The organism is Collimonas silvisoli (assembly GCF_018305005.1).
In the GTDB taxonomy this organism is placed as follows: Bacteria; Pseudomonadota; Gammaproteobacteria; order Burkholderiales; family Burkholderiaceae_D; genus Collimonas; species Collimonas silvisoli.
Genome location: NZ_JAGQEG010000066.1, coordinates 1 through 11,706 on the forward strand (window position 1 = coordinate 1; position 11,706 = coordinate 11,706).

The window sequence follows — 11,706 nt, forward strand, 5'->3', positions numbered from 1 at the left end:
ATTCCTTGAATTTTGGGGGCGTGCGGTTTGTGAGGGCTTTGTTTCGTAGTTCGGCTGAATAGTTTCATTTTTTTGCTTCATTTTTTACGCTTTAATTGCTACGTTTTAATTCATATCTATCAAGGAAAACAATGTCCGCTCACATCTCCAACGTCCGCCCAAAATACGACAAAGTGCTGGTCGATATCGTCGACTACGTGACCAAATACAAGATCACCTCCAAGCTGGCCTACGACACCGCGCGCAACTGTCTGATCGATACCTTGGGCTGCGGCCTGGAAGCGTTGGAGTATCCGGCCTGTAAAAAACTGATGGGACCGATTGTGCCGGGCACCGTGGTGCCTAACGGCGCCAAAGTGCCGGGCACGCAATTCCAGCTCGATCCGATCCAGGCGGCGTTCAACATCGGCGCCATGATCCGCTGGCTGGATTTCAACGATACCTGGCTGGCAGCGGAATGGGGTCATCCGTCCGACAACCTGGGCGGCATCCTGGCCACCGCCGACTGGCTTTCGCGCAACGCCATCGCCGCCGGCAAGAAGCCGTTGAAGATGAAGGACGTGCTGACCGCGATGATCAAGGCGTACGAAATCCAAGGTTGCATTGCGCTCGAAAATTCCTTCAACAAGGTGGGCCTGGATCACGTGGTGCTGGTCAAGGTAGCGTCGACCGCGGTGGTGGCGGAAATGATGGGCCTGACGCGTGAAGAGATTCTCAATGCGGTATCGCTGGCATGGGTCGACGGCCAGTCCTTGCGTACCTATCGCCATGCACCGAATACCGGTTCGCGCAAATCCTGGGCTGCCGGCGACGCTACTTCGCGCGCAGTGCGCCTGGCCTTGATCGCCAAGAGCGGCGAAATGGGTTATCCATCGGTGCTGACCGCCAAGACCTGGGGTTTTTACGATGTGCTGTTCAAAGGCCAGCCATTCAAATTCCAGCGCAAGTACGAATCGTATGTGATGGAAAACGTGCTGTTCAAGATTTCCTTCCCGGCCGAATTCCATTCGCAAACCGCGGTCGAAGCCGCCATGGCCTTGCACGCGGAATTGGCCAAGGCCGGCAAGTCGGTGGACGATATCAAGAAGATCACCATCCGCACCCACGAAGCCTGCATCCGCATCATCGACAAGAAGGGGCCGCTGAACAATCCGGCCGACCGCGATCACTGCATCCAGTACATGGTCGCCGTGCCGCTGATTTTCGGCCGCCTGACCGCCGGCGATTATGAAGACAAGGTGGCTTCGGACAAGCGCATCGATGTCCTGCGCGACAAGATCGTTTGCGTTGAAGACAAGGCCTTCACCAAGGATTACCATGATCCGAAGAAGCGCTCGATTGCGAACGCCCTGACGGTTGAATTCAAGGATGGCAAGAAATTCAAGGAAATCGTGGTCGAATATCCGATCGGCCATGCGCGCCGCCGCAAGGATGGCATCCCGTTGCTGGAAGCCAAGTTCAAGATCAACCTGGCGCGCCAGTTGTCGCTCAAGCAGCAGCAGAAAATCCTGGATGTCTCGCTGGACCAGAAAAAACTGGAAGACATGGCAGTCAACGAGTATGTTGATTTGTATGTGATCTAACAAAAAATTGCGCCCCGCCTTGACGGGGCGCAATTGCGATAGGTGCTGGAAACATGCCACAGAAGCATGTGTACCTTTGCACCCTGTGGTTCTTTATAAGAAGCAAGGAGACAGCATGAGTTTCGCCACCTTTTACCAACGCTCGATCAGCGATCCATCCGCATTCTGGACCGAGCAAGCCAGGCGGATCGACTGGCACCATCCGTTCTCGCAAGTGCTCGATGACAGCCGGCCGCCGTTTGCCAGATGGTTCGTCGGCGGCACTACCAACTTGTGCCACAACGCGGTGGACCGCTGGGTCGCAACACGCGGCGAGCAGCCGGCCCTGATCGCGATTTCTACTGAAACCAATACTGAAAAAAACTATTCCTTCCGCGAGCTGCATACAGAAGTCAATCGCACTGCCGCCATCATGCAAGCGCTGGGCGTGGGGCGTGGCGACCGTGTCTTGATCTACATGCCGATGATCGCCGAGGCGACCTTTGCCATGCTGGCTTGCGCCCGCATCGGCGCCATCCATTCGGTGGTGTTCGGCGGCTTTGCCTCGAATAGCCTGGCGAGCCGGATCGACGATGCGACGCCCAAGCTGATCGTCTCCGCCGACGCCGGCTCGCGCGGCGGTAAAGTGTTGCCCTACAAGGGGTTGCTGGACGACGCGATCAAGCTGGCGCAGCACAAGCCGGCGCATGTGCTGCTGGTCAATCGCGGACTGGCTGCGATGGACATGGTGGCGGAGCGTGATGTCGACTATGCTGAGCAGCGCCAGCGCTATATAGACGCCAAGGTGCCGGTAGCCTGGCTGGAGTCGAACGAGGCTTCCTATATCCTGTACACCTCCGGCACCACCGGCAAGCCCAAGGGCGTGCAGCGCGATGTCGGCGGTTACGCGGTGGCGCTGGCGACCTCGATGGACGCCATCTTTTGCAGCAAGCCCGGTGGCACTTTTTTCTGTACCTCCGACATCGGCTGGGTGGTCGGGCACTCCTACATCGTCTACGGTCCCTTGATTGCTGGCATGGCGACGGTGTTGTACGAAGGTCTGCCGATCAGGCCGGATGGCGGCGTCTGGTGGAGCATCGTCGAGAAATACCGGGTGACGCGCATGTTCTCCGCACCGACCTCGATCCGGGTGCTCAAAAAGCAGCCGCCGGAGCTGATGCGGAAATACGATCTGTCGTCCTTGCAGGCGCTATATCTGGCCGGCGAGCCGCTGGATGAGACTACATCGAGCTGGATTTCCTCCGCGCTCGGCGTGCCTGTTGTCGACAACTATTGGCAGACCGAATCCGGCTGGCCGATCATGACCATCGCCAAGAACATCGAGAACAAGCCGAGCAAGCTAGGCAGCCCCGGCGTGCCGATGTACGGCTACAAAGTACAGTTGCTGAACGAGGCCACCGGCGAGTTATGCGGCGCCAATGAAAAAGGCGTGGTGGTGATCGAATGGCCATTGCCGCCGGGTTGCATGCAAACCATCTATGGCGACGACCAGCGTTGTGTCGATACCTACTGGGCCACGCATATGCCCGATTCCGGACGCCCGGCCTATTCGACCTTCGATTGGGGCATCCGCGATGACGACGGTTATTATTTTATTCTCGGGCGCACCGACGATGTCATCAATGTTGCCGGCCATCGGCTAGGCACGCGTGAAATAGAGGAGAGTATTTCCAGCCATCCGAATGTGTCGGAAGTGGCCGTGGTCGGCGTCGAAGACAAGCTGAAAGGGCAGGTGGCCGTGGCTTTTGTGATTCCCAAGGTGGCCGACAATACGGCACAGGGGCGAGCCACGCTGGAGGCGGAGGTCATGCGCGTGGTCGACCAGCGGATCGGCAGCGTCGGCCGGCCGGCGCGGGTGTATGTGGTCGGCCTGCTGCCGAAAACCCGTTCCGGCAAGTTGCTGCGGCGTTCCATCCAGGCCATTTGCGAGGGACGCGATCCAGGCGACTTGACCACCATCGAAGACCCGTCTTCCTTGCAACAGATCAAGGACGCCTTGCTCGGCTGATCTGGCATAGGATGAAGGCGGCGTACGCCGATTTTGGCAGTCGCCGCCAGACACAGGCGATTGCACGGTATGATTGTGCATTCGCCCGTGTAACTTGACCTTTCGCCATGACCCACATCATTCGCCCGGCAACCATCGCCGATGCAGCCGCCATTTGCGACATTTACAATCCCTATATCCGCGACACCTTCATCAGTTTCGAAACCGAGCCGGTGACGCCGGAACAGATGGGCCATCGCATCATCGATATCACGGCCAATTTCCCTTGGCTGGTATGTGTCGAGAACGAGCAAATAGTAGGCTATGCCTATGTCACCAAATGGCGCGCGCGCGCAGCTTACCAGCATGCGGTGGAGAGTTCGGTCTATCTGTCCGAGGCAGCGGCAGGCAAGGGATTCGGCAGTGCGCTGTACCGCGCCTTGATCGAAGAACTGAAGAAACTGCCGGTGCACGTGGTGATCGGCGGCATCGCCTTGCCGAACGCCGCCAGTGTCGCGCTGCACGAAAAGATGGGCTATGAAAAGGTAGCCCACTTTGCCCAGGTCGGTAGAAAATTCGAACGCTGGATCGACGTCGGGTATTGGCAACGGGTGTTGTGATGGCACTGCCACCGCTGCCGATTGTCGATGGCGTCGCACCCAGCTATCTATGGCTGCCGGCGGGCGATTGGCCGAATCTGCTGGAATTTCTGGTGCAACGTTTCCCGGCCGTTGACAGTGTTGACTGGGTGGCGCGCATGGCGCGCGGCGAAGTGGTCGATGGCAATGGCTTGCGCCTGGCGCCGGACAGCCCGTACCGGCGCGGCACTTGCATTTTTTACTACCGTGAGCTGCCGGCCGAGACGCCGATTCCATTTGAAGAAACTATCCTGTATCAGGACGAGCGGATACTGGTGGCCGACAAGCCGCATTTTCTGCCAGTGATTCCGACCGGGCGTTTTCTGCGCGAAACCTTGCTGGTCCGGCTCAAGAAAAAAACCGGCCTGGCCTATCTGACGCCGATTCACCGGCTGGACCGGGAAACCGCAGGCGTGATAGTTTTTTCCCACGACCTGGCCAGCCGCGGCGCTTATCAATCGTTGTTCCAGCAGCGGCTGGTCGAGAAGACCTACGAGGCGTTGGCGCCGACTGCGCCGGATCTGGTGTTGCCCTTGGTGTACCGCAGCCGCATGGTGGACGGCACGCCGTTTTTCCGCATGCAGGAAGTGGCAGGCGAGCCGAATTCCGAGACCCGCATCGAATTGATCGAACGGCGCGAGACATGCAGCCGCTACCGGCTGCAGCCGCTGACCGGCAGGAAGCATCAACTGCGCGTACATTTGGCAGCATTAGGGATACCGATTATCAACGATACGTTTTATCCCGATGTGTATCCCTGCAAAGGTGACGATCTGTCGGCGCCCTTGAAGCTGCTGGCGCGGGAAATCGCCTTCATCGATCCGCTGGACGGGCGGCAGCGCCGTTTTGCAAGCCAGCGCGAACTTTAAATAATCGTGGAACAGATGGAAAATATCAGGAGAGCGCAATGAGATCAACCCGAGCCACAGCGGCAGTCGAACGTCTCAATGCCCGTAGCAGCGCTGTGCGGTATTCGATGGTAAGGACTGCGGATGAGCTGTTTTACCTGACGCAGAACGCCGGCTTTGATGCGCCGATCCGCCTCAGCGAGGCGCTTGAGCTGGATGCTTTCGTCAGGTTTGTCAATGCCTACGGCCCGCAAAAACCGAAGCGCATCAGCAAGCTGGACGTGGCATTTGAAAAGCAGCTGCAGAAAAAAGATTAAGCAGCACCATGAACGATCAACGGCCCGAGAGTGCAAACGTACACGCCATCCTGGTGCATGGCATGGGGCGCACGCCGCTGTCGATGCTGCTGCTCGCCAAACGCTTGCGGGCGGCAGGAATCACTACCCATCTGTTTGCCTATTCGGCTGCGTTTGAACGCTGGTTGCCTTGCGTCGAACGCCTGCGTAAATTTATCACGGCGCGCATCGGCGGCCAGCGCTTCATCATCGTCGGCCATTCGCTTGGCTGCGTGTTGACGCGGGCGGTATTGCCGCAGTTGGCGCGGGCGCCGGAGCTCGGCGTATTCCTGGCGCCGCCGACCAAGGCCTCCAGCTATGCCATCAAACTGGCGCAGTGGCGTTTGTTCCGCCTGATTACCGGCGAAATGGGCCAGTTGCTGGCACGCCAGGATTTCATGGATAGCTTGCCGATCCCGGATATCCCGTTGCTGGTGTACGCCGGCACCAAAGGTCCGCGCGGCAGCTGGACGCCGTTTGGCGATGAACCGAACGACGGTATCCTGTCGGTGAAAGAAGTGCAGCTGGGCGCGATACCGGTACAATTGCTGCCGACCATCCATACCATCATCATGAATTCGCGGCAGGTGGCCAGCGATATCGTGGCCACCGTGAAGTTATAGGCACAGCTATAAGCAGAATTATCGCCGCTCAGCGATTCAGTACCGGAGTGGCGGCTATCAGATCGCCGCCGGCATGATGGCCTTTGATCCGCAACACCATCACCGCAGCGACGATGCAAGCCGCGCCCATCAGCATCGACGACAACGTATAACTGCCCAGGCTGTTACGCAGCGAGCCGGCCAGCATGGTGGCGCTGGCGGCGCCCAACTGGTGGCCGGCGACAATCCAGCCAAACACGATAGGCGCGGCCAGCCGGCCGAACACATCGTTGGCCAGGCGCACGGTTGGCGGCACGGTGGCGATCCAGTCGAGCCCATAGAACAGCGCAAAGACCGGCAAACCGAAGTAACTGAGGCCGAATGCATGCGGCAGGAAAATCAGTGCAACGCCGCGCAAACCGTAATACCAGAACAACAGCACGCGGGCATTGAAACGATCCGACAGCCAGCCGGACATGGTGGTGCCAAACAGATCGAGCAGGCCCATGGTGGCAAGAATGCTGGCGCCGCCGACTGCGGAAATGCCATAGTCGCCGCACATGGCGATGAAGTGCGAGCCGATGTAGCCGTTGGTGCTCATGCCGCAAATGAAGAAGCTGAAGAACAGCAACCAGAAATCGCGGATTTTTACCGCTTTTCCCAAGGCTTCGAAAGCGATGCTCAACGGGTTTTTTGATTTGCCGGCGGCTTCCGGCGGCAGTTCTTCGAACTGGCCGTAGCGTTTCATGCCGATATCTTGCGGCCGTTCCGGCAAGAAGATCGCCACCAAGGGGATCGCCAATGCGGCGACGCTGGCCACCAGGATAGCCACCGAACGCCAGCCGAAATGTTCGACCATATAAGCCATCAAAGGCAGGAACACCATCTGGCCGGTGGCCGAACTGGCGGTCAATAAGCCCATCGCCAGACCGCGCCGGGTTTCGAACCAGCGGCTGACGATGGTGGCAGCCAGCGTATTGGCGGCGACGCCGCTACCGGCTCCCACCAGAATGCCCCAGGCCAGCACCATGTGCCACGGCATCGTCATGAAGGTGCTGATGAAAGTGCCGACTGCCAGCAGCACCAGCGCCCCGAGCACGATCGGCCGGATGCCGTAGCGCTGCATGGCGGCTGCCGAGAACGGCCCGATCAAACCGTATAGCGCGATGTTGACTGAGATGACGAAGGAGATGGTGGTGACGCTCCAGCCGAATTCATGCTCCAGCGGCAGGATCATCACCGATGGCGTGGCGCGGATGCCGGCGGCGCTCAGCAGCACCAGGAAAGTGACGCCGACGATGATCCACACGTAGCTGAAACGTGTGCGCGACATGATGGCTTGTATGGTCTTATTCATAAAATGGCATTTTCGCTTTGTTCAAATTTTGCGTTTGCGTCATCGACCAGGCTCATCAGGGCGTGATGGGTCTGGTCGCCCAATATCGTATTGATTGATTCTTGTGCTTTGCGCCAGTTAGGCTTGGATTGCTTCCACTTGCGCTGTCCGTCGCTGGTCAGGCTGACGCCGAAGGAGCGCTTGTCGGTCAGCATTTCCAGCGGCAGATCGACGGTTTGAATCCAGCCCGCGCTGATCAGGGGCTTGAGCGTGCGGCTCATGGTGCTGCGATCCATGCCCATGCTGTGCGCCAGCGGAATCACCCCGATCGGACCGTATTTGCCGATCCTTGCCAGCAAGGAATACTGGCTGATGGTGAGTTCGTCGGCGGCAAGATAGTGATCGTAGATATTGGTCATCTTGCGCGTCAGCTGTCGCAGCGTCGAGCAACTGCATTGGCTTTCCATTTTGCTTCCTTTTTGTGCATATGCATCCATGTATATGCATACTATAGGCGGAATCTGAAGGATGTCAACTTGCTTGTTGTAATTTGATCGCGGGACGAGATGGGGGGGGATTATCTGGACGATTTCAACTTACCATGAGACTTATCGTCCAGATGAGGCAGGCGTGTTTAGAATTTGAAAAGACATAAGCACGATGAGGAGTCGCCGCTTCTTAACAAGCTGCTGACCTGTCCATCGGGCGTCACCTTGCGAATCAGGTTGTTGCCGGTATCGGCGACATATATATTGTTCGCGGTATCGGTAGCAATGCCCATGGGCTGGTTGAATCTGGCGTGATTGCCGCTGCCGTCAGTATCGCCCGTAATTCCCGCCGCGCCCGCCAGGGTGCTGACCACTCCGGTCAGGGATACATTGCGAATCAGCTGATTGCCGGTATCGCTGACGCGGATATTGCCGGCGCTGTCGATCGCAACGCCATGCGGTTGACTAAAACGGGCGCGCTGGCCGCTGCCGTCATTGCTGCCGGCGGCGCCTGCAGTTCCTGCCAAGGTAGTTACATCGCCGCTCTGGCCAAGCTTGCGGATCGTATTGTTATTGGTATCGGCGATATACAGATTTGCCGCGCTGTCGATCGCGATACCACGCGGAAAATTGAATTGCGCGCGGGCGCCGCCGCCGTCTGCATTTCCCGGGTTGCCTGCAGCCCCCGCCAGTGTCGTCACCACGCCCGCCGCTGTTATCTTGCGCACTGCATCGTTACCGCTATCGGTCACATAGAGATTGCCGGCAGAGTCGCGCGTCACTCCCCAAGGTTGATTGAACCGGGCATTCGCTGCTGTGCCGTCAGCCTGGCCGGCCTGTCCGGCGCTCCCTGCCAAGGTTGACACCGCACCAGCGGCGGTCACCTTGCGGATTGTATGGTTCAGGGTATCGGCCAGATACAGGTTGCCGGCGGCATCGATAGCGACGCCGCCGGGCTGGCTAAACCGCGCTTGCGGCCCGCTGCCGTCCGCGTTGCCCGCATTGCCGGCCAGAGTGCTGACGACACCGGCGGCAGTGATTTTACGGATGGTGTTGTTAGCCGTGTCGGTCACAAACAGATTGCCGCCAGCGTCAACCGCGATGGCGTTGGGCTGGTTAAAGCGTGCATTGCTGGCGCTGCCGTCGCTGCTGCCTGCGTCGGTTTTGGAGGTGGTTGCGCAGGTCGTCTGATCTGTCCGGCAGCACGCCGTCAACAGCAGGCCGAAGAGGCAAAGGGAGAGTCTGGCAGGTAGTTTGTTAGCTCGCATGAAATCCATGATAAGTGAGCCCAGGTAAGTTGGATTGCGAAGGGACAAAGGCGGCGTTAGGCATGGCTCATGGTGAATTGATATGAGAATACTACCGGATTCTGGGGATTCCTCGGAAGCAAAGTTGGCGCAAGCCGAGATGATCGTGACTCTTTGTGATGGTTGCACAGGGCGTTGGTGGCGGAGAACAGCAGCTGCTTGTAGTAAAGTGCGGGATATGCGTGACTCCCTAATATTTTGAAGAAACCGAATATGCAGAAATTAGCAACCTGGAACGTCAACTCACTCAAGGTCCGTTTGCCGCAAGTGCTGCAATGGCTGACGGATAATCCGGTGGATGTATTAGCCTTGCAGGAAACCAAGCTGACCGACGACAAATTCCCGGCGGCGGAAATCGAGGCGGCCGGTTATCACGTGGTGTTCAGCGGCCAGAAAACCTATAACGGCGTGGCCATCCTGTCGCGCCATCCGATCACCGATGTGGTCAAGAACAACCCGCTGTATGAAGACCTGCAGCAGCGGATTATCGCCGCCACCATCGACGGCATGCGCATCGTCTGCGCTTATATTCCCAACGGCCAGTCGCCCGATTCGGAGAAGTACCAATACAAGCTGAAGTGGCTGGACGCCTTGCATGATTGGCTGCAGGAGGAGTGCAAGCAGCATCCGAAGCTGGCCTTGATGGGCGACTACAATATTGCGCCGGAAGACCGCGACGTCCATGATCCCGCTGCCTGGGTAGGGCAGAACCTGGTGTCGCCGCCCGAGCGCGCTGCGTTCGCGCGCTTGCAAGGTCTGGAGCTGACCGATGCCTTCCGCATGTTTGAACAGCCGGAAAAATTGTTTAGCTGGTGGGATTACCGGCAGATGGGATTCCGCCTGAACCGCGGCATGCGGATCGACCATATCCTGTTGTCGCCGCCGCTGGCAGCGCAGTGCAGCGCTTGCGTGATCGATAAAGTGCCGCGTAAATGGGAGCAGCCATCGGATCATGCGCCGGTGATTGCTACGCTGGGCTGAGTAACTGAATAAGCCAGGCGTTGAAATAAAAATGGGGCGCCGGCAGTAATGCCGGCACCCCGTTTTTTCTTGCCGATACTGATTACTTGGCTGCGGCAGCGCGATTCATCAGGAAGGTGGTCAGCAAAGCCACCGGCCGTCCGGTTGCGCCCTTGGCTGCGCCGCTCTTCCATGCGGTGCCGGCGATGTCCAGATGGGCCCAGGTGTATTTCTTGGTGTAGCGCTCCAGGAAACAGGCTGCGGTAATGCTGCCGCCGGCCGGGCCGCCGATATTCGCCATGTCGGCAAAATTCGACTTCAGCTGTTCCTGATAACTGTCTTCGATCGGCATGCGCCAGGCGGTATCGCCGGTCGCCTTGCCGGCACTGAGCAACTCGTTCGCCAGCGCATCATGCGCGCTGTCGTGACGAGTAAACAGTCCGGAGTTGTGGTGGCCGAGCGAAGTGACGCAAGCACCGGTCAGTGTCGCGATATCGACCACGGCAGCCGGTTTGAAGCGCTCCACATAAGTCAGTGCATCGCACAGCACCAGGCGGCCTTCGGCGTCGGTGTTCAAGACCTCGATGGTCTGGCCCGACATGGAAGTGACGATGTCGCCAGGCTTGGTAGCCGTACCGGACGGCATATTCTCGGTGGCCGGAATCACGCCGATCACGTTCAGCTTCAGCTTCAGTTCGGCGATGGCGCGCATGGTGCCGAGCACTGAACCGGCGCCGCACATGTCGTACTTCATTTCATCCATGCCGGAGCCGCCCTTGAGCGAGATGCCGCCGGTGTCAAAGGTGATGCCCTTGCCGACCAATACCGTCGGCGCGTCTTTGGCTTTGCCGCCCTGATGCTTGATGATGATGAACTTCGGCGCTTCGCCGCCGCCGCGCGCAACGGAGAGGAAACTGCCCATCTTCAAGGCTTCCAGCTGTTTGCGGTCGAGTATTTCGATTGCCAGCTTGAATTCCTTGGCCAGTTTCTTGGCGGTGTTGGCGAGGTAGGTCGGGGTGCAGATATTGCCCGGCAGGTTGCCCAGTTCCTTGGTCAGGTCGATGCCGTTGGCCAGCGCCAGACCTTGCGCCACGGCTTCCTTGGCGGCTGCGGCTTTTGCGGCAGCGACCAGGAAGGCAATCTTTTTGACGCCGGATAATGTTGTCTCTTTTTTACTTTTCAAGGTGTCCGAGCGATAGCAGTTTTCGCGCAACACCAGGATGCTGCTACGGATCGCCCATGCCAGATCACGTTCCTTGATACTGTCAAACGGCAGCGCCAGCAAGGCGTCGTTACCGCCCAGAGTCGACAGCGCGCGCGCCACGCACAGAGCCGCCGTCGACATGACCTTGTCGTTCAGTTCGCCGTCCGGGCCGAGGCCGATCAACAGGACGCGCTCAGCGGCGACGCCTGCAACTTTACGCAGCAGCAGGCTGGAGCCTGGCTTACCGGAAATATCTCCGGACTTTAATGCAGCAGTGATTTCACCAGATTTGTCAAGAGCTTGCGCTTGTGGCGAGAGTTTCTTGTTTTCATAGATCCCGACTGCGATACAGCCGGCTTTCAGAGAGGCAATTGAGGTTTTTGCGTCATTGGTTTTTATGCTAAAGTCCATCACTTAC

The 11,706-nt window shown here is 58.4% G+C and carries 11 protein-coding genes; 7 read left to right on the forward strand and 4 right to left on the reverse strand.

Features of this window, described 5'->3' with window-relative positions; all coding sequences use genetic code 11:
• Positions 1-131 precede the first annotated feature (131 nt).
• The 6 genes from KHU33_RS17370 (at position 132) to KHU33_RS17395 (ending at position 6,014) form a co-directional block, all read left to right on the forward strand.
• Entirely contained in the window at positions 132-1,583 is a 1,452-nt protein-coding gene (locus KHU33_RS17370; protein WP_211465189.1) for a bifunctional 2-methylcitrate dehydratase/aconitate hydratase, read from the forward strand.
• 115 nt (positions 1,584-1,698) lie between these two features.
• A complete protein-coding gene (locus tag KHU33_RS17375) occupies positions 1,699-3,591 on the forward strand; it encodes a propionate--CoA ligase (RefSeq protein WP_211465191.1) in 1,893 nt (630 codons plus the stop codon).
• A gap of 107 nt (positions 3,592-3,698) precedes the next feature.
• Positions 3,699-4,190, forward strand: a complete 492-nt coding sequence (locus tag KHU33_RS17380; protein ID WP_211465193.1) for an arsinothricin resistance N-acetyltransferase ArsN1 family B — start codon at positions 3,699-3,701, stop codon at positions 4,188-4,190.
• A complete protein-coding gene (locus KHU33_RS17385) occupies positions 4,190-5,077 on the forward strand; it encodes an RluA family pseudouridine synthase (RefSeq protein WP_211465195.1) in 888 nt (295 codons plus the stop codon). The genes KHU33_RS17380 and KHU33_RS17385 overlap by 1 nt, the downstream gene beginning before the upstream one ends.
• Positions 5,078-5,115: 38 nt before the next feature.
• A complete protein-coding gene (locus KHU33_RS17390; protein WP_211465196.1) occupies positions 5,116-5,373 on the forward strand; it encodes a hypothetical protein in 258 nt (85 codons plus the stop codon).
• An 8-nt stretch (positions 5,374-5,381) separates the two neighbouring features.
• Positions 5,382-6,014 (forward strand): esterase/lipase family protein, encoded by a 633-nt coding sequence (locus KHU33_RS17395; RefSeq protein WP_211465198.1) that lies wholly within the window; start codon positions 5,382-5,384, stop codon positions 6,012-6,014.
• A 28-nt stretch (positions 6,015-6,042) separates the two neighbouring features.
• Here KHU33_RS17395 and KHU33_RS17400 read toward each other — a convergent pair whose 3' ends face one another.
• From KHU33_RS17400 to KHU33_RS17410, 3 genes are all read right to left on the reverse strand, one after another.
• The gene (locus KHU33_RS17400; RefSeq protein WP_211465200.1) at positions 6,043-7,350 is read right to left on the reverse strand and encodes an MFS transporter; all 1,308 of its coding nucleotides are present in this window, start codon (positions 7,348-7,350) and stop codon (positions 6,043-6,045) included.
• Positions 7,347-7,796, reverse strand: coding sequence for a MarR family winged helix-turn-helix transcriptional regulator (locus tag KHU33_RS17405; RefSeq protein ID WP_211465202.1), 450 nt, complete (start codon positions 7,794-7,796; stop codon positions 7,347-7,349). Before KHU33_RS17405 ends, KHU33_RS17400 begins: the two co-directional genes overlap by 4 nt.
• A 167-nt stretch (positions 7,797-7,963) precedes the next feature.
• Positions 7,964-9,085 (reverse strand): NHL repeat-containing protein, encoded by a 1,122-nt coding sequence (locus tag KHU33_RS17410; RefSeq protein ID WP_211465204.1) that lies wholly within the window; start codon positions 9,083-9,085, stop codon positions 7,964-7,966.
• 252 nt (positions 9,086-9,337) lie between these two features.
• Between KHU33_RS17410 and xth the strand changes: the two genes are divergently transcribed.
• A complete protein-coding gene (gene xth, locus KHU33_RS17415) occupies positions 9,338-10,105 on the forward strand; it encodes an exodeoxyribonuclease III (protein WP_211465211.1) in 768 nt (255 codons plus the stop codon).
• Between the two features lie 82 nt (positions 10,106-10,187).
• Here the strand turns inward: xth and KHU33_RS17420 are convergent, their stop codons facing one another.
• Positions 10,188-11,699, reverse strand: coding sequence for a leucyl aminopeptidase (locus tag KHU33_RS17420; protein ID WP_211465213.1), 1,512 nt, complete (start codon positions 11,697-11,699; stop codon positions 10,188-10,190).
• Between the last annotated feature and the right edge of the window lie 7 nt (positions 11,700-11,706).

Excerpts from the sequence above, each read along its gene's own strand:
- KHU33_RS17370 (WP_211465189.1), top strand. The coding sequence starts at position 132 with ATGTCCGCTCACATCTCCAACGTCCGCCCAAAATACGACAAAGTGCTG.
- KHU33_RS17375 (WP_211465191.1), top strand. The coding sequence starts at position 1,699 with ATGAGTTTCGCCACCTTTTACCAACGCTCGATCAGCGATCCATCCGCA.
- KHU33_RS17380 (WP_211465193.1), top strand. The coding sequence starts at position 3,699 with ATGACCCACATCATTCGCCCGGCAACCATCGCCGATGCAGCCGCCATT.
- KHU33_RS17385 (WP_211465195.1), top strand. The coding sequence starts at position 4,190 with ATGGCACTGCCACCGCTGCCGATTGTCGATGGCGTCGCACCCAGCTAT.
- KHU33_RS17390 (WP_211465196.1), top strand. The coding sequence starts at position 5,116 with ATGAGATCAACCCGAGCCACAGCGGCAGTCGAACGTCTCAATGCCCGT.
- KHU33_RS17395 (WP_211465198.1), top strand. The coding sequence starts at position 5,382 with ATGAACGATCAACGGCCCGAGAGTGCAAACGTACACGCCATCCTGGTG.
- KHU33_RS17400 (WP_211465200.1), bottom strand. The coding sequence starts at position 7,350 with ATGAATAAGACCATACAAGCCATCATGTCGCGCACACGTTTCAGCTAC.
- KHU33_RS17405 (WP_211465202.1), bottom strand. The coding sequence starts at position 7,796 with ATGGAAAGCCAATGCAGTTGCTCGACGCTGCGACAGCTGACGCGCAAG.
- KHU33_RS17410 (WP_211465204.1), bottom strand. The coding sequence starts at position 9,085 with ATGCGAGCTAACAAACTACCTGCCAGACTCTCCCTTTGCCTCTTCGGC.
- xth (WP_211465211.1), top strand. The coding sequence starts at position 9,338 with ATGCAGAAATTAGCAACCTGGAACGTCAACTCACTCAAGGTCCGTTTG.
- KHU33_RS17420 (WP_211465213.1), bottom strand. The coding sequence starts at position 11,699 with ATGGACTTTAGCATAAAAACCAATGACGCAAAAACCTCAATTGCCTCT.